This window comes from Marinomonas mediterranea MMB-1, from assembly GCF_000192865.1.
Lineage (GTDB): Bacteria > Pseudomonadota > Gammaproteobacteria > Pseudomonadales > Marinomonadaceae > Marinomonas > Marinomonas mediterranea.
Map to the genome: position 1 here is coordinate 1,583,800 of NC_015276.1, position 16,903 is coordinate 1,600,702.

A 16,903-nucleotide genomic window follows, 5' to 3' on the forward strand; every position below is an offset into this window, starting at 1 on the left:
ATGTGTCAGATAGAAGTCCCATTTAACAACTTGATTGGTCTTAAAGGTCGCGTCTTGCAGTATCAGGAGTGATGTATGGATAAAAATACGGAAATTTGGCAGCAATACTATATACGTGCGTTTTCTCACCCACATTCTAAACAAACGGAATCCGCCGTAACGTTAAACGAATCAAACTTAAAAGTGGCGATTTTATGGGGTTAAACGACGGTTGGGCTTCCAATTTTCGTGTCCCGACCATGCCATTATCCGAATCTGAGGTACGGGATTTGTTTGTAGAGTTTGATATTGTTACGTTCATTGAACGAGATGAAAACGCCAAAACCTCGCTGGGTAAGATGTAATACTGGCACACCTATTCAGTGGTTGCGATAAAGAAGGGAGCAACCGTGATTAGGTAATAATTACTAGTGGATTGTAAGAGCGAAGGGGATTTTCTTTGATATATTAAAAGGCCACACGTTAAGAAGGTGTGGCCTTTTAAGGTAAAGCCCTGAAGGGCGAGGGCTTTGTTTGTTGTTCTAATGGATTGCCTGCACTGCAAAATGCTATATGCTACAAATTACAGTGAGCTTCGAGCATCCTTGACAGCGGCTAAGAAGGTTTTAGCAGCTTCAGTCACTTTTGAGTAATCACCAGTACCTTGAGCGGCTTTGGAGATATAGCTGCCTACGCCTACTGATACGCAACCCGCGGCAAACCATTCTCGAGCGTTCTCTGGAGTGACGCCTCCTGTTGGAGCGATCGGAGCTTGTTCTAGTGGCGCTTTAATTGTTTTAACATACTTTGGCCCTAGCATATCTGCTGGGAACAGCTTCACAATGTCAGCGCCAGCTTCGATGGCCGCTACACTTTCTGTTGGTGTGTAAGCGCCACAAACGCTCACTGCTTGATAGCGATTGGCCATTTGGATCATGCTGGTTGTGACATGAGGGCTTACTAAAAGCTCCGCACCTGCCAAGATCGCAGCGCGCGCTGTTTCAGCATCCAGCACGGTGCCTGCACCAATCAAGATGCCTTGATCTTTATACTTTTTGGACAATGTGGAAATGACGCCAAGGGCATTGGGTACGCTTAATGTTACTTCTAGTGCTTTTATTCCGCCCGCAATGGCTGCTTCAGCCACGGCCAGTGCTTCGCTTTCATCATCGAGACGAATAATTAATAGAATACCTGTATCAGCTATGGCTTTTAGGTTTTCAAACTTTTTCCACATCGTTTTATTATCCTTAGTAATATTGAATCTCCATTACATCAGTTTGCATATAATTTGTTCCCTCCGTAGCCTAACTGCTGCGAAAGTTTTAATGCTGTTTCTTTTACCAATGTAATGATGGTTTGCTCACGTTCTGAATTCATCGCGGAGTACATGCTAGCAACACTAATAGCGGCAATAGGTTGAGACCATTGATCGTATATGGCGGAACCAATACAGTAGGTTTCTATGTTGTCTTCTCGATCATCTATCGAGTAGCCCCGATCACGAATTGCTTGAACGTCTTTTAAAACATCCTGTATTGACACATTGGAATGTGCTGTTTTTGGAAGCAAGTCATCTTGGGTTAGGATATAGTGAATTTTTTCATCGTTTAAAGCAGCCAGCAATGCTTTACCGAGCCCCGTTGTATGCATAAACCGACGAGAGCCAAGTTTTGCTGTGGGTCGAACGACTGAAAAGCTTTCAGCTTTATCCAAATAAACAATTTTTCCTTTATCTTCAACACCCAGAAACACTGTGCTGCCTGTTTGTCGATTCAGTTCTTGAAGCAGAGGACGCGCCAATTGAGACACGCTCATTTTAGATAAATAAGCGATGCCTGTTTCAAATGCGCCAATTCCTAACTTGTAGGTTTTTAATCGAGTGTCTTCTATTTCTAAAAAGCCTTTATAAACCAAGGTTTGTACTAACTCAAAACCACTGCTTTTAGGCAAGGTTAATGCCTTGCAGATTTCGTTTAGAGTAAGTGCCTGTTCTGCTTTAGAGAGCAAAAATAAGACATCGACAACTCGCTCGGCTGACTTATTTAACTTAATCGTTTCCATATAATTCACCGTCTATCAGTATTCGCATATACGAACTTAATTCTTATATATGAATATGAGTATTGATAATTTACTCAAAACTCAATCAATTAACAAACTTATTTTACTTTTATTGTGGTTTGGATATACTCAACCGCTATCAAATCAATTGAACGATCTACTTTCGTTCGTATATACGAACCAAATTCTCATATGTGAATTGTAAGGCGGTAAGAGTGAGTCATGCAGTGATTTTAATAGTCGGTTTTCCTGGATCAGGGAAGTCGACTATTGCCAGAGCTATTGCAAGCAGCCTAGGCGCAACATACTTAGACAAAGATACCATTTGCAATAGTTTAACCGGACTTTTGCTCGAACAAAATGGTGAAGCGCCAAACGCTCGTGATAACTCTGCTTTATACAAAGAAAAAATCATGCCGCTAGAGTATCAAACGTTGTTTAAAGTCGCGAACGACACCTTGTCTTCAAGTTCATGTGTCGTGATTGATGCGCCTTTTATCAGTTTTTTTGACGACCCTGATTACATAGACAAACAACGAACTTTTTTTCGTTCGTCCGTTGTTGATCTACATGTGGTGGAAGTAACGGCGAGTATAGAGGTCACAAAGAAACGACTTATTCAAAGAGGAGAGAAACGCGATATTTGGAAACTTAACCATTGGGATGAGTTCTCGCAACAGATTCTCAATCAACGTTGTTGTTGGAAAAATATCAATAAATTCTCTTTTGATAATAGTTCGCCTGAAGCGAATACCGTTGCGCTTATTTCACAAATAAAGCAACACATACTTACGCAAGACACTAAATAATAAAAATGGAGATATCTATGAGTAAGCTAAAACATCCCCTAAGATCCACCAAGCGTTGGATTACAGGAACCACCCTTATTGCTTCTGTGCTTTTTGCCCAATCGTCTTTTGCAGCGCCAGAAAAGCTTCGTCTTTCTGCTGCCACTTCCCCTACGGATCAGCGTGCTATTGCGCTGACAGAAGTGTTTGCAAAAGAGATTCAAGATATTACGACCTTTGAGCCTCATTGGAATGCCGCGTTGTTTAAACAAGGTACTGAACTTGAGGCGATGGCGCGTGGTAACTTAGACATGACGATCTCGTCGGCTCAGCAAATTTCTGAGTTTTTCCCTGAGTTTTCTATTTTTACAGCGGGCTATGTAATGCAGGATGCAGAGCATCAGCAACGCGTATTTAACGCTGATTTTATGACGCCGTTGAAAGAAAAAGTAGAAGAAGACTTAGGTGTTAAGTTGCTTTCTGTTATGTATCTTGGTCGCCGCCAAGTGAATTTGCGTACTGATGATGTGATCGAGACTCCTGCTGATTTAAAAGGTGTGAAAATGCGCATGCCAGGTACTGAATCTTGGCAGTTTCTAGGCAACTCATTAGGCGCAAATGCAACGCCTATGCCTTTTAGCGAAGTATATACAGGCCTACAAACAGGCGCGATCGATGGACAAGATAACCCTCTACCTACTGATAAAGATGCAAAATTCTATGAGGTGACTAAGCAAATCGTTTTGACAAGCCACTTGGTGGATTTCAATTACATCGCGATCTCTATGTCTGCTTGGGAAGAGTTCTCTGAAGACGAACAGGCTCGTATTCAAAAAGCGGCTGACAACGCTGCAGAAAGTGCGCGTCAAAAGCAGCTATCTCTTGAAGAAAACCTAGTGCAGTTCTTTAGAGATAAAGGCTTAAAAGTGTACACGCCTAATGTTGAGGCATTCCGTACTCATGTACAGGAAGAGTACTTGAAGTCTGATCTTTCAAAAACCTGGCCGACAGGTATGCTTGAAAAAATCAATGCACTTGGAAGTAAATAGAGGTCTCTTGTGAAACGAGTTTTACGCGTTTTACAAAGTACGGCAGATAACATAGCCGCCGCCATGTTGGCGGCTATGTTTGTTGTGTTTTTGGTACAAATTATCAGCCGATACTTTTTTAATATGCCTTTGGCATGGACGGAAGAAGTCTGCATTACGTTGTGGTTATGGTTGGTGTTTTGGGCCAGTGCTTTTTGTTTAAAAGAAAGAGACCATATCAAGTTCGATGTTCTTTACTCGGTCTCACCACGCAAAGCCCAACGAATTATGGCACTTATTGCTGCGCTTGGGATCGCGGGCGCGATGGCGTATTCGTTTCTTCCAACTTGGGATTACATTAGTTTCTACAAAATCAAGAAAAGTGCGAATTTACGCATTCGATTGAACTATGTGTTCAGCATTTATGGCTTGTTCATCGCTGTAATTGTCATCCGCTATTCGTGGTCAGCTCTGATCCAAGTATTCCCTCGATTACACTCTTTATTTAATGATGAGAGTCCATCATGAGTTTTGAATTTTCCCTTTGTCTGCTGGTGGTTTTCTCTCTCGCGGCGTTTGGAGCACCCATTGCAATTTCAATGATAGTAGGTGCCATCGCGTATTTGGCTGCAAGTGGTCAAGATATTGCGTTAGCGGGTGAGCAAATTATTCAAGGCATATATGGCAGCTTTATTTTGCTTGCTGTTCCCTTATTTATTGTCGCTGCTAACATCATGAATGCTGGGACAATCTCCGAGCGTCTACTGAACTTTTGTGTCGCTGTTGTTGGGCATTTACGCGGCGGATTGGGCCATGTCAATGTTGTTTCAAGTTTGATCTTCTCTGGAATGTCGGGTTCCGCAGTAGCGGATGCCGCAGGCGTTGGCAAAGTTGTTATTGAAATGATGGTCAAAGGCAACCGCTACCCACCCGGGTACGCTGCTGCGATTACTGCTGCTTCTGCGACGATCGGCCCCATCATTCCTCCTTCTATTCCGATGGTTATTTACGCGTTGGTCTCGGATGTATCTATTGGTTATCTCTTTATTGCAGGCTTGGTGCCAGGCTTGTTTATGGGTATGGTGTTAATGGCGTTTAACGCCTACCAAGCTCGCAGACTTAACATTGCCAAAGAGCCAAGAACGCCAACAAAAGACATCCCAAAGGTCGCTTGGCAGGCTTTTCCGGCTTTAATGATGCCGGCCATCTTGCTGTATGGTATCTACGGCGGGGTAACGACACCAACAGAAGCCGCAGCGGTAGCGGCTGCGTACGCTTTGTTGTTGGCTGCGACCGTATATCGTTCCATCACACTTAAAGAGCTGGCTAATGTCTTTAAGCAAAGTGCGTTGTCGTCTGCTTCCGTCGGTTTGGTTATAAGTGCAGCGCTTATTTTCAATTACATCGTATCGACAGAAAATATTCCTACGGCGGTCGCGAATACCTTAGTTGCTTGGGATCTTTCGCCTTTGCAATTTATGCTTGCCATCAACGTTTTGTTTTTATTGCTAGGGTGTTTGCTGGATACGGCGACGGTTGTGCTTGTCATCGTTCCATTGCTTATTCCTGCGTGTCGGGAGCTGGGTATTGATCTGGTGTATTTTGGCGTGGTGACATTGGTTAACTTGATGATTGGTATGATCACTCCTCCTTACGGCATATTGTTGTTCGTGATTAATGGTACGACTCGTATTCCGCTGGCGGATATTATCAAAGGTGTTATTCCGTTCACGGGTGTGCTGTTGTTTGCACTGGCAATTATGACGCTCTTTCCTGATTTGATTTTGTTCGTCCCACGGCTGTTTGGGTATATGGGGTAGCGGCATCAGGAAAGCAACATCAGTGGATGTCGTCGCTGTGTTTTTAGGGTAGCTATTATTTAGCTCCAATAATTGCCTCACGGAAGAGGTTGTTATTGATAATGAATTCAGGAGTAATAAATCTATGATTTTTTGCGTTTGTATAAGGCGTAACTTTCATACTTCATTAGCGCTATCTTAGTATAGGATTTGTTTATCTTTCGTTATATAGAGGGCAAGTGTTATGCTAAATCTTGGTTTAATTGGTCAGGCTATTACCGCGTCTCGATCTCCTTCTTTGCATACGCTGTTGGGTCGGCTTAATCAAATATCAGTGGATTATCAGCTACAAGAGCCTAAAGATGATTCCGCACAGGCTTATAATACTAAATTGGCTGAAATTCGTTCTAAGGGTTTTGTTGGTGTGAATGTAACCTATCCCTATAAACAAATAGCGATCGACAGTGCTGATGAAGTAAATGATGCCGTAAAGAAAGTGGGCGCTACAAATACCTTGCTGCTTAAAGACGATAAAGTGTGTGCTTTTAATACCGATTACACGGGTTTTATTCGTGGTTTTAAGGGGCGTGTGGGGGATCTTCAGGCGGGAAAAGTATTGATTATTGGTGCGGGTGGCGTCGGTAGAGCAATTGGCTTTGCGTTGTTTGAGGTGGGAGCGACCGAAGTATTCGTGACGGATCTAAATGAAAAAAGTGCGCTCTCGTTAGTCAACGCGATTAATGACGCAGGCTACAAAGCGCGTTATGTTGCAAAAGACGATATTCCCGCTGCGGCTAAGGAAGTTGATGGGTTGGTGAACTGTACGCCAGTAGGTCACTTCAAAAGTTTGGGGATGCCGATATCAGCTGAATTAATTGAGAACCAAAAATGGGCATTTGATGCAGTCTATACTCCGATGGATACTGAGTTTTTGGTTGCCGCTAATAAAAAAGGGCTCAAAATTGTATCGGGTTTTGATTTGTTTTTTTATCAGGGAATCGATGCATTTGAAATTTTTACAGGTGAGAAAATATTGGATGAAAAACCCGTTTTCGACCTGTTTTGCACAAAGTATGATGTAAAGAGCGACCTTATTTAGGAACTATTATTTAGAAGGTTCTATTTAAAGTTTTTGGGATGTATTGAATATTCTCGTTTTCAGAATGGAAGGTGAGTCAATTCTATATATCCCAAATGGACCGTTTATTCGCTGAACTTCATTTTAAAGTATTAACTATCATTTTCTATAACTGTGGTGTTACTTTTGGGTTGATGCTCCGTCGGGTTATAGTAATTATCGAGATTTTTTGCCGTATCTCGGATGGCTTTCATAAAGAGTTTTAATGCCATTGACGGTGTTGAATCTGAACGCGTTGTTAATCCGACAGCGCCTAATGTTTCTTTGGTATCAATCGGTAATTCAGATAATGCTCCATCAGCAATTTCACGGGCAACTACTCCACGAGATATGATCCAAATGGCGTCATTATTGCGAATGAATTCTTTGCCGAACGAGTCTGAAACGGTATCGATACGATCATTTAATGCACCGACACCTTGGGACAATAAGAATCGGTCGACGTAAGGGCCCGTAATGGAGCCTTTTGGTGGATACAAAATGGTGTAGTTGGCAATGTCACTGATATGAAAATCATCTTTTGACAGGAGTGGGTGTTCGGGACGAACAGCAAAGGTGACTTGCTCAGAGTACAAGTGTTGAAAAGATAGACCAGACATCGCTTCTGGAACGGCTAATCGACCGACGACTAAATCCAGTTCGCCTACTCGCAGTTGTGCCATCAGTGATGAGTTAGGGCCAGAGATCAAGTGCAGATGGGCTTCAATATTGTCGGCTCGAAAGCGCTTAACCGATTCGGGCAAAACACTGGTGGCGACGGTCGGCAGCACGCCAATGCTGATATGGTTTATGCATTTTTTTTGTACTTGAGCAATGTGTTCTGTGCCTTCTCTTAATGCTGCCACGCTGGTGCTTGCGTGTTCTAGAAAAACATCGCCAAAAGGCGTTAATTCGACGCCTTTTTTGCTACGTTCTAATAGGCGAACTCCTAAGATATCTTCCAGTTCTTTTAGTTTCTTCGAAACGGCAGGTTGTGTGAGGGCTAATGCGTCTGCAGCACGAACGACACTGCCTTGGCGAGTGACTTCTAAGAAACATTGAAGATGACGATATTTAATTCGATTTTCCATCATGAGGAACTCTCCCGCTATAAGCATTTTTTGTTTTTGGCGCTAACGTTGAGAACAACATTTATTACACGCTTTAAATAAGCATTTTGGAAGAGTCTATGTATTCCATTATTGATATGTTTAAGGCTCGTTATTTCATTATTAGGCTCCGCTAAACGCTTATTCTCTGTGCTAGCATCACTGAACAACGACTTAGATTAAGTGATCATTCTGTTTTTAGGTATCAGTTTGGTTATAGAAAACGGTTATAAAAAAAGTGGCTATAAAAGCCGTTATGGAACATAGATATTCAAGGCATAAAAAATGAAAACAGCGCTCGCAACGGTGACTTTATCTGGCACACTGAGGGAAAAATTTGAAGCGGCTGCTAAAGCCGGATTTCAGGGTGTTGAGATCTTTGAAAATGACTTAACGCAGTTTGATGGTACGCCAAAAGATGTGCGTAATATGGCGTATGATTTAGGGCTGGAAATCATTGCCTTGCAGCCATTTCGTGACATGGAAGGTATGCCAGCAGAGATGCGTAAGCAAAAAGTGAATATGTTACAGCATAAGATAGAGGTTGCTCATGAACTGGGTGTGAACCGTTTACTATTTTGCAGTAATGTTCAGCCGTATTCTTCTGCTGATCGTGATGTTTGCGCGTCGGATTTGTATGCGTTGGCTGACATTGCGAAAAAAGAGGGCATCATACTTGGCTATGAGGCGCTAGCATGGGGTTTTCATATTGCTGATTACTATGATGCTTGGGATCTTGTAAAGCGAGTCGACCACGCTAATTTAGGCATTATTTTAGATACATTCCATATGTTTTCTCGCGGTAATAGTTTAGACGTATTACGAGAGGAAATCCCTCTGAATAAAATTGCTTTAGTGCAGGTGGCCGATGCGCCCAGTTTGCAAATGGATGTGCTGCAATACAGCCGACATTTCCGTTGTTTTCCTGGCCAAGGTGATATGCCAGTCGTTGAATTCTTGCAGGTTTTAAAAGACAAAGGATTTGATGACTATTTATCGCATGAAATATTCAACGATGAATTTCGTTCGTCGTCGCCATTGGAAAAAGCAGTAGACGGAATGCGCTCGCTCATTTGGTTGGACGATCAAACGGTTAGCAAGCGAGAAGAGAAGACGACCCCAATTAAAGCGCCTCAAGTAAAAGACGTCGAGTTTCTAGAGTTTGCCATCGAAGGGGAGGCGGGGGTTGCGTTGACAAATACGCTTGCTCAGTTGGGTTTTCAAGAAACCCATGAGCATCGCTCGAAGAGCGTAAGCCTTATGCGGCAAGGCAATATCAATTTGATTTTAAATCGAGAACCTAAAAGTCAGGCTCATGAACATTTTAAAAAACACGGCGTGTCTGTTTGTGCAATGGCGTTTGCAAACGACGATGTAAAAGCGGCGCTGTCACTCGCACAGCGTTATTGTGTAGAGCGATTTGATAATCAAGCTGGCCCAGGCGAGCTTAATATCCCCGCGCTTCGGGGTATCGGGGACAGCTTAGTCTATCTCGTTCCAGATGACACTACCGTGCGTTTTTACGATGTGGATTTTAAACCTATTCAGGGCGTGGAAGATACGCAGGGCGCTGGCTTAACGCGCATTGATCATATTGGGCAAACGGTTTCAAACACGGATTTTCTGTCGGCCTCATTCTTTTATAAATCCTTGTTTGGCTTTGATATTGAAGCGAGTCAGGATCTGCCAGACATCCATGGTTTGGTCGTGAGCCGAACGGCATTAAGCAAAGACAAGCAGGTAAGAATACCGCTCAATATGACCAATGCCCGTGGGGCATCCGCGCAACGCTTCATTCAGAAATCAAAAGGCTCGGGCGTGCAACAAATTGCATTTGCGTGTGAAGATATTTTTACTGCCGCTGAAAACATCGATAGCGAAAAGCAGTTGCCGATCCCACAAAACTATTATCGAGATATCGAAGCGCGTTTTGGATTGTCTGTGGAGCAAGTTAATAAGCTACAGCAACATAATATTATGTACGATGAAGATGAAGATGGAGAATTCTTTCATTTTTATACAGAAGAAGTTCATGGCGTCTTTTTTGAAGTCGTGCAAAGAGCCGGTCATTATGATCGTTATGGTGAGGCTAATGCCTTTGTGCGGCTTGCCGCTCAAGCAAGACAGGAAGAATGTTAAACGCAGTTGATAAATCGAAAGTTGAGATAGCCAACCACTGTCTTTAAAGATCGAGTGGTTGGCTAGGGAAGGTACGAATAAGTCTTATGAGCTTCAGTCTTATCAGAGAAACAGCCTATTAAGGCGAGAGTGAGCAGGAATGTTAATACCTTTCGATCACTCTTAACGAAGGTAGGCTGTTTCTCTGAAAGGCCCAAAAGGCGAGGGCTAAACTCTCTTTAATTCTTTGTTAACTTTCTTGCCAATACGCTCGATATTGGACGGCGAAACTTGCCTCGAATAAAGAAGCATTATCCACACGCTGAAGCCATTGGGCTTGTTCACACCTTCCCTAGAGAAGGTTTTCTAAATCCGTTTGTTATTAGCGGAAGCGCTTAGGCCTAAGCCATTTTCTCCATATTGGTGTTTGGCTTACGAGGATAAATACGATGATACTGAGCAGTATGACGGAAAGTGGGCTGTGCAGTGTATTAACGAATAAATCGCTCACACTGCCTCGTTCACTTAATATCGCACGACGCCAGTTTTCATCCGTTAATGAACTCAAAATCACCCCTAAAATTACAGGTCCTACAGGAAAACCGTATAGGCGCATAAAATAGCCAAAGACACCAAAGGCCAGCATCCACCAAATGTCTATAATGGCATTATTAATCGCATAAGCGCCGACAATAGACAGTAAGAAGATCAGTGGGATCAAAATGCCTTTTGGGCATTCAACGATTTTAGAGAAAAGCTTAATGCCCGTTAATCCAAAGATGAGTACGAAGATATTCGCAAGAGTCAGGTTTCCAACGGTAAACCAGAACATGTGAGGTTGTTCAACGAGTAACAACGGACCAGGATTTAAACCATGAATAAAGAGGGCGCCGATAAATACGGCAGTCACGGCATCGCCGGGGATTCCTAACGTTAGCATAGGAATGTAAGCGCCGCCGACCGCAGCGTTATTTGCTGCTTCTGGTGCGATTAAGCCTTCTTTAGCACCTTGACCAAACGGCACTTTCGGGTTTTTGGTCGTGCGTTTTGCATGGTCGTATGCCATTAGAGCGGCAATGTCTCCACCCGTTCCGGGCAGTGCTCCAACTATGACGCCAATAAAAGACGTTTGTAGACTCAACGGCATGTATTTTTTGATATCTGACCACTTCGGAATAATGCGTGAAATCTTCTGCTTAATGACGGCTTTATTCATATGGTGTAACTGGTGAAGGGCTTCGGAAATACCAAACATGCCAATCATCACAGCAACAGGGTTAATTCCATCCCAAAGTTCGATGACACCAAAGGTAAAGCGCTCTTCTGCCGTCATAGGATCAAGGCCAACCGTACCGATGAGCAACCCGAGTGCGCCTGCAAAGATTCCTCTCGCTAAACTGCTGCCAGATAAAGACCCAACGAGCATAATGCCTAATACACCGAGCATCATATAGTCTCTCGGTTGAAATGTTATGGCGAATTCACTGACAGTCGGGGCGGCCAGTGCTAGCACTATGATACCCACAAAACCACCGACCACGGACATGACTGTGGATAGACCAATAGCTTCGCCAGCTAAACCTTGCTTTGCAAGTGGGTAGCCATCTAATGCGGTGGCGATGGCGGAAGGTGCTCCGGGAATGTTTAACAATATCGCGGTACGAGAACCCCCGTATACACCGCCCATATACACACCCACCATCAAACACAGAGCGTAATTTACATCCCATGAAAAGGTAAAGGATATTAGAATCGAAACTGCCATGGTGACAGAAAGACCAGGAATCGCACCGACATAAATGCCCAAAAAAGTGCCTAAAGCGGTAAGCCCCAATAACTCTGGTGAAAGCCATGACATGGCAAAATACGTAAAAGCATCCATTATTTGATTATCTCCATAACGATTTTATTGAGGAGAGAATCTCGCGTTCAGGTACGATGCCTTCTGGTAGTACCACTTGGAAAACGAGTCGAAAAATGATGTATACGACGATCAATGCCAGCAAACTTATGGATAGCGTATACATTAAGCTGCGACGGTATAAAAATTGAATCGTAACAAATAAAAATGCAAAGCTAGAAAGGATGAATCCTAGACTTTCCAGTATAACGGAGTACACCAAAATCAACGTCATGACGATTGCGACAATGGGTGGAAGGCAGTGATCTTTAAAGCGCATTCCCTCAACTGCGGGAGACTTTAAGGTGTTTAAAAAGGTGATGCAGGACGCTAATATCATAACTGCGGATGCTGCTAAAGGGAAAGCTCCGGGAGAGCTTAACTCGCTGAAACCGGATATTTTATAAGCTTGCCAAAATAAATAAACACTACCTAAAACGAGCAAAAAGCAGAACAAGCGTTCACCTGGTTTGCGAGTTTTTTGAGCAGAAAATTGACTGGACATTGAGACTCCAGAAGAAATGATAAGTAGGGCGCAGCCGTGAATAGGATCACGAACCACGCCCGAAAGGTATTAACTTAAAGCGAGATTATTGAGGTTTTTTAATATCAAATTTTTCAGGTGAGAATTTGCTGAAACCTGCGTTATAAACCAACCAAGAAGACGTTGAACGGTATGCATCTAGGAAGTAGCGCGCTTCGTCACCCGTGTAGTTCATGATGGTGAAACCACGTTTTTGCATAAGATTAACAAAGTCTGGTTGGAAAGGTGCTTTTTGAAACGCTGCACTGAGTTTTTGAACGGCTTCATCTGGAGTGCCTTTTTTAACAAACACACCGAAGAAAGGTCCCCAAGGCAAGTATGACTTCATGCCAGGTAGTGTGTCTGTGATCGGCGCAACGTCAGGCAGTAAATCATTTCGTTCAACGTCAACGGTACTGATGGCTTTCATTCGGCCTGCTTTAATTTGCTCTATAGCTGCGCCTAGTACAGCAGGCATAACGTCTATTGCTCCCCCTTGTAGGGCGGTTAGTGCTGGTCCATCACCTTTATATGGGATGCTGATGTAGTCCAGTTTTACTTGAGACTCCAACATAGCAAGTACGATTGACGTTAGGCCACCTTTACCCGTTGAGCCGATTTTTACTTTGCCTGGATTCGCTTTAGCATAATCGATGAACTCTTGCATAGTGTCATAAGGTGCATCGTTTCTGGCCATAATCATTGGTGTGCCACGTGCCAATATAGAGATCGGAATCATGTCACTGTAGTCTAGGTTAGACAGGCCTAAGACTTTATGCATTTGTGGATTTTCGGCGCCCATTAATAAGGTGTATCCATCGGCTTTTTTCTTGTTAACGTATTTCATTGAAATAGCGCCGACACCACCACTTTTATTCGTAAGAATAATGTCTTTTCCTAAGGCATCCTCAACATGAGGTGCAATTGAGCGCATAACGGTGTCAGTTGAGCCTCCCGCTCCCCACATGATGACGCCTTGAAGGTCTTTAGATGGGTATTCAGCAAAACTTGCTGTGGACGAAAGTGATAGTGCTGCGAGTAATGTAATTGTTGTTTTTTTCATTGTAGGGCCTCTCGTTGCGTCTTTTAAGGGACGGCTTGGCTTAGTTAGTATTGTTATAGTAACGATCAATATGCACTCAATTTTTGGCATTGCATTTGCCAACCTTTACAACCTTATCTTATGACTTGATGCAGTGAAAGGTAGTATCTATTCCTTATTTCGCTCACTTTATGACCTTTTAGTTATAGATAGCCAAGTTTTTATAAACTTGATTTTGAAAAAAATGAGATAACTGAATCTTGATCAGAACAATCGTATATTGACACGCTGACTCAGTATGCATATGTATAGGCAGTTATTTTCTGCAGCACGAATATTAGCATTAGATAGAAAGTACTTTAAAGTCGCAAGACGGTAGAGTAATCTGACGAACGTCATTAAGTTAATATTAAGTTTGGTGGATTTTGATTGCTGTCAGCTAGGAGGAAGTACCCGCGGTGTTCCAGATTCCCTCTCTTTACTTAAGGGGAGGATTACCCTAGCCTCCATTATTTAGTTGTATAAACGCTCATTATGGCTCTGGTTTTACACTAACCCACGGAATTGGAGGCTAGCTCTTGTGGGGAGTCATTATGTCTTAAATGGATTACTCTACTGAGTGTAGTTGTGGAAAAAATAAGGCTTTAGTTCAATTGCCACAAGCAATTGAAGAGTATCAGGCTCGTGAATGCGACTGTGATTTTTGCGTAAGTTATGGGCTCGCGTATATCTCAGATGTAAAAGGCACATTAAGTTTCAGCCCCAGACAAACTATGCATCAACTAAATCAAGGTTCAGGGCAAGCGACGTTTTGGCAATGTAGCAATTGCAAAGATATTGTTGCAGTAACGCATAGAGATAATGGAGAAGAAAGAGGCGCTGTTGTAAAAACACTTTTATCCAAATATACACTTCAATCATCGGTAAAGGTCAGCCCTAAGCAATTGACGTCAGAAGCGAAACCAGAACGTTGGGCAATGGTTTGGTCTAAGGTTGTTTTAGAGTAAGTTGTTGCGCATAAACTCGTTTGTAGGGTTCACTGGAGCAATAACCTAAAACTCATAGAAAAGAGACAAAAAAGAGAGCTTCGCGTTTGTTGCGGAGCTCTCTTGAGACTTTTATTCTATCTCTCTAGATTGGTTACCCACGATCTTTTGATGACAGGTCACCCGTTACGATTAGAAGTCGTATTGAGCGCTTAGATAGATACGGCGACGTTCGCCAACGTACGACCCGATGTTCTTATTGAAGCCTGCTGTCGCATAGACTTCGTCAGTTAGGTTTTTGATCGTCGCTTGCAATGTCCAATCATCCCACTTCGTTTGCCAAGACGCGTCATACACTGTGTAAGGTTTTACTTTTTGATGGTTGCGGTTGTATTGCTGGCTTACGTAGTCTGCGCCGACTGAGACAGACGACGATAAGCTGGGTAGGTCGTAACGCGTCCATATTCCCAGTTGATGTAATGGAGAATTTGAGAAGCGATCTGAATCACCTGCGGCAAATTGAATTCCATCCTCATTGTCTTCTTTTATAATTGTGTCGTTATAGGCGTAACTGATGTTCGCAACCCAGCGATCGGTAATGTCCGCCATGACGTCCACTTCGGCACCTTGGCTACGTACCTTACCAATGGCAATTTTTTTATCGCTGTCATCTGGGTCGTCCTGAAGCACGTTCTCACGCGTTATATGGTAGAGCGCTAGGTTGATGTTTAGACGATTGTCTAGCCAGTATGTTCTAACCCCCGCTTCGCGTTGGAAGCTTTCTTCTGGGTCAAAAGGGCCACCTTTGGATTCTTGTTGGTCTTCAGCATCGTGAGGTTGGTAACCTGAAGAAAGTGACACATAAGGTTTTACGTTATCTGACCAATGGTACGTTGCACCTAGGCGAGTCGAGTAACCGTCATCTGAGTATTTTGTACTGTTGCTGGGGGTTCTGTTGTCTGTGTAATCTTGATCAAAGTGATTGAATCGTGCACCCGCAACAACATCAAGGCGGTTTGTTGCCGACCATTGATCTTGAATAAGCAGGCCGAATTCATCGGACTCCCGTTTATTATTTTGCTTTAGTGTCATGCTGTAGGTGCTAATATCAGCATCATAAACAGGGTTTGCTAGGCTTAATTCACTTGCGTTTGCTGTATAGAACAATCGAGAGTGTGTGCTGTTTGTGTAGTCTGCGCCTAACAATAAGGTATGTTTGTCGAAGTCGAAAATGACGTTGCTGGAAAGGCTAATACCTTCGTTTTTACGCACTTGATCACGGTATTGACGTTCTATCGCATCCTCTGTGCTATTGAGGCCACGCAGTTCGTGATACTTCTGTAATTCAGTCCCTTTAAAATAACGTAAGCCAATATCAGCGCTGACGGTATCATTAATGTCGCTTGCTAATTTCGCTTGAAAAGTTTCACCGTCTAACTGTTGGTAGTCGCCAGGTTCGTTGGCGTTCCATGAATCGTCTGCAAGGAAGTTGCCTTCATCATCGGTTGGAATACCGCGCAAACGTGCACCGTGAAACTTCTGATAGATGTTTGAATATTGAACGGTTAACGTCGATTCATCGTTGATGTCCCATTCGTAACCTAGGTCAACGTTTTCGTTATTCTGGTCGACGTTATTACGGTACGAGTCACCCTTATCTTTATACAGAGAGAGTCGGTAGCGATGATTCGCCTCGGCATCGATTGGGCCCGACGATGAGAACTGAGTTGATAGGTAGTCTTTGTTTCCCGCAGTGACCTTAATAAAGGTTTCTGGCTCATACGTAGGTTTTTTAGTGACATAGTTAATAATGCCACCCGGTTCACCCGCACCATACAATGCACCTGAGGCGCCTTTAATAGCCTGAATTTCATCAATGTTTGTTAGTTGAGGTACGGTGAAGAAATCGTGGTAAGGGTTGCCTCGCATGCCATCATACAGAACTTCATTTTGATGAAAGCCTCGGAACGTCACTGTATTTACGTTGTCTTGAGACACACCTGAAATAGATCGATAGAGATCCGTTATCTGACGAGCGGCTTGATCTTCTATCAATGTATTAGAGAGTACTTGGATGGATTGAGGTGTTTTATCGATCTCCGTATCAGTACGTGTACCAATACGAGTTTCGTCTTCCTTGTAGTGCGAAAGCGCTCTTCCCTTAACGACTAATGTTTCTAGCTGAGTCTCGTCAGCAGGTTTCGTATTTGCTTGTTCATCCGTCGCTGCAAATAGGGGAAGTGATAATAAAAGAACACTAGAGGAAATTAATGGGTGTTTCATAACTCAACTTTTCTACAGGTTTGTGAAAGGAAATTGAAATTCGAGGGGAATATAATGCTAATGATAATTAATATCAAACCAAATCAATAATGATTGTTGTTAAAATTACTTAAATAAGTAAAATTGGGCCTCTTTGAGCTGCGTGCGGCTTAATATCTGACTTTTGA

16 protein-coding genes are annotated in these 16,903 nt (G+C 43.0%); 9 read left to right on the forward strand and 7 right to left on the reverse strand.

The features are described from left to right. Window positions 1-75: 75 nt before the first annotated feature. On the forward strand, window positions 76-204 hold the full coding sequence (locus tag MARME_RS22675) for a hypothetical protein (RefSeq protein ID WP_263053296.1): 129 nt from the start codon (window positions 76-78) through the stop codon (window positions 202-204). Further along, on the forward strand, window positions 195-344 hold the full coding sequence (locus tag MARME_RS22455; RefSeq protein ID WP_223295018.1) for a hypothetical protein: 150 nt from the start codon (window positions 195-197) through the stop codon (window positions 342-344). The genes MARME_RS22675 and MARME_RS22455 overlap by 10 nt, the downstream gene beginning before the upstream one ends. A gap of 218 nt (window positions 345-562) precedes the next feature. Here MARME_RS22455 and MARME_RS07125 read toward each other — a convergent pair whose 3' ends face one another. Both MARME_RS07125 and MARME_RS07130 read right to left on the reverse strand, forming a co-directional pair. Beyond that, window positions 563-1,216 (reverse strand): bifunctional 4-hydroxy-2-oxoglutarate aldolase/2-dehydro-3-deoxy-phosphogluconate aldolase, encoded by a 654-nt coding sequence (locus MARME_RS07125; protein ID WP_013660590.1) that lies wholly within the window; start codon window positions 1,214-1,216, stop codon window positions 563-565. Between the two features lie 38 nt (window positions 1,217-1,254). Then, complete coding sequence (locus MARME_RS07130) at window positions 1,255-2,043, reverse strand: IclR family transcriptional regulator (RefSeq protein WP_013660591.1); 789 nt, start codon at window positions 2,041-2,043, stop codon at window positions 1,255-1,257. 215 nt (window positions 2,044-2,258) lie between these two features. Between MARME_RS07130 and MARME_RS07135 the strand changes: the two genes are divergently transcribed. From MARME_RS07135 to MARME_RS07155, 5 genes are all read left to right on the forward strand, one after another. Beyond that, the gene (locus MARME_RS07135; RefSeq protein WP_013660592.1) at window positions 2,259-2,852 is read left to right on the forward strand and encodes an AAA family ATPase; all 594 of its coding nucleotides are present in this window, start codon (window positions 2,259-2,261) and stop codon (window positions 2,850-2,852) included. Between the two features lie 17 nt (window positions 2,853-2,869). Then, a complete protein-coding gene (locus MARME_RS07140) occupies window positions 2,870-3,880 on the forward strand; it encodes a sialic acid TRAP transporter substrate-binding protein SiaP (protein WP_013660593.1) in 1,011 nt (336 codons plus the stop codon). Between the two features lie 9 nt (window positions 3,881-3,889). Next, window positions 3,890-4,387 carry a TRAP transporter small permease gene (locus MARME_RS07145; protein ID WP_013660594.1) on the forward strand — a complete coding sequence of 166 codons (498 nt, stop codon included), beginning with the start codon at window positions 3,890-3,892 and terminating at the stop codon, window positions 4,385-4,387. Continuing rightward, window positions 4,384-5,679 carry a TRAP transporter large permease gene (locus tag MARME_RS07150; RefSeq protein WP_013660595.1) on the forward strand — a complete coding sequence of 432 codons (1,296 nt, stop codon included), beginning with the start codon at window positions 4,384-4,386 and terminating at the stop codon, window positions 5,677-5,679. Before MARME_RS07145 ends, MARME_RS07150 begins: the two co-directional genes overlap by 4 nt. 223 nt (window positions 5,680-5,902) lie before the next feature. Then, a complete protein-coding gene (locus MARME_RS07155) occupies window positions 5,903-6,757 on the forward strand; it encodes a shikimate dehydrogenase family protein (RefSeq protein ID WP_013660596.1) in 855 nt (284 codons plus the stop codon). Window positions 6,758-6,888: 131 nt separating this feature from the next. On the opposite strand, the gene pcaQ is transcribed toward MARME_RS07155, so the two are convergent. Then, on the reverse strand, window positions 6,889-7,869 hold the full coding sequence (pcaQ, locus tag MARME_RS07160; protein WP_013660597.1) for a pca operon transcription factor PcaQ: 981 nt from the start codon (window positions 7,867-7,869) through the stop codon (window positions 6,889-6,891). Window positions 7,870-8,169: 300 nt separating this feature from the next. Here pcaQ and MARME_RS07165 point away from each other — a divergent pair, with 300 nt between their 5' ends. Then, entirely contained in the window at window positions 8,170-10,023 is a 1,854-nt protein-coding gene (locus MARME_RS07165; RefSeq protein WP_013660598.1) for a bifunctional sugar phosphate isomerase/epimerase/4-hydroxyphenylpyruvate dioxygenase family protein, read from the forward strand. A gap of 361 nt (window positions 10,024-10,384) precedes the next feature. Here the strand turns inward: MARME_RS07165 and MARME_RS07170 are convergent, their stop codons facing one another. The 3 genes from MARME_RS07170 to MARME_RS07180 all read right to left on the reverse strand — a co-directional run bounded on the left by MARME_RS07170 (window position 10,385) and on the right by MARME_RS07180 (window position 13,488). Then, window positions 10,385-11,884: a tripartite tricarboxylate transporter permease gene (locus MARME_RS07170; RefSeq protein WP_013660599.1), complete on the reverse strand. Its 1,500-nt coding sequence runs from the start codon at window positions 11,882-11,884 to the stop codon at window positions 10,385-10,387. Window positions 11,885-11,891: 7 nt separating this feature from the next. Then, entirely contained in the window at window positions 11,892-12,407 is a 516-nt protein-coding gene (locus MARME_RS07175) for a tripartite tricarboxylate transporter TctB family protein (protein WP_013660600.1), read from the reverse strand. An 85-nt stretch (window positions 12,408-12,492) separates the two neighbouring features. Further along, complete coding sequence (locus tag MARME_RS07180) at window positions 12,493-13,488, reverse strand: tripartite tricarboxylate transporter substrate binding protein (RefSeq protein ID WP_013660601.1); 996 nt, start codon at window positions 13,486-13,488, stop codon at window positions 12,493-12,495. A 581-nt stretch (window positions 13,489-14,069) separates the two neighbouring features. On the opposite strand from MARME_RS07180, the gene MARME_RS07185 reads away from it, so the two are divergent. Continuing rightward, complete coding sequence (locus tag MARME_RS07185) at window positions 14,070-14,474, forward strand: glutathione-dependent formaldehyde-activating protein (protein ID WP_013660602.1); 405 nt, start codon at window positions 14,070-14,072, stop codon at window positions 14,472-14,474. A 171-nt stretch (window positions 14,475-14,645) separates the two neighbouring features. Here the strand turns inward: MARME_RS07185 and MARME_RS07190 are convergent, their stop codons facing one another. Continuing rightward, entirely contained in the window at window positions 14,646-16,736 is a 2,091-nt protein-coding gene (locus MARME_RS07190; RefSeq protein WP_013660603.1) for a TonB-dependent siderophore receptor, read from the reverse strand. Window positions 16,737-16,903 lie beyond the last annotated feature (167 nt).

Excerpts from the sequence above, each read along its gene's own strand:
- MARME_RS22675 (WP_263053296.1), top strand. The coding sequence starts at position 76 with ATGGATAAAAATACGGAAATTTGGCAGCAATACTATATACGTGCGTTT.
- MARME_RS22455 (WP_223295018.1), top strand. The coding sequence starts at position 195 with ATGGGGTTAAACGACGGTTGGGCTTCCAATTTTCGTGTCCCGACCATG.
- MARME_RS07125 (WP_013660590.1), bottom strand. The coding sequence starts at position 1,216 with ATGTGGAAAAAGTTTGAAAACCTAAAAGCCATAGCTGATACAGGTATT.
- MARME_RS07130 (WP_013660591.1), bottom strand. The coding sequence starts at position 2,043 with ATGGAAACGATTAAGTTAAATAAGTCAGCCGAGCGAGTTGTCGATGTC.
- MARME_RS07140 (WP_013660593.1), top strand. The coding sequence starts at position 2,870 with ATGAGTAAGCTAAAACATCCCCTAAGATCCACCAAGCGTTGGATTACA.
- MARME_RS07150 (WP_013660595.1), top strand. The coding sequence starts at position 4,384 with ATGAGTTTTGAATTTTCCCTTTGTCTGCTGGTGGTTTTCTCTCTCGCG.
- MARME_RS07155 (WP_013660596.1), top strand. The coding sequence starts at position 5,903 with ATGCTAAATCTTGGTTTAATTGGTCAGGCTATTACCGCGTCTCGATCT.
- pcaQ (WP_013660597.1), bottom strand. The coding sequence starts at position 7,869 with ATGATGGAAAATCGAATTAAATATCGTCATCTTCAATGTTTCTTAGAA.
- MARME_RS07165 (WP_013660598.1), top strand. The coding sequence starts at position 8,170 with ATGAAAACAGCGCTCGCAACGGTGACTTTATCTGGCACACTGAGGGAA.
- MARME_RS07170 (WP_013660599.1), bottom strand. The coding sequence starts at position 11,884 with ATGGATGCTTTTACGTATTTTGCCATGTCATGGCTTTCACCAGAGTTA.
- MARME_RS07175 (WP_013660600.1), bottom strand. The coding sequence starts at position 12,407 with ATGTCCAGTCAATTTTCTGCTCAAAAAACTCGCAAACCAGGTGAACGC.
- MARME_RS07180 (WP_013660601.1), bottom strand. The coding sequence starts at position 13,488 with ATGAAAAAAACAACAATTACATTACTCGCAGCACTATCACTTTCGTCC.
- MARME_RS07185 (WP_013660602.1), top strand. The coding sequence starts at position 14,070 with ATGGATTACTCTACTGAGTGTAGTTGTGGAAAAAATAAGGCTTTAGTT.
- MARME_RS07190 (WP_013660603.1), bottom strand. The coding sequence starts at position 16,736 with ATGAAACACCCATTAATTTCCTCTAGTGTTCTTTTATTATCACTTCCC.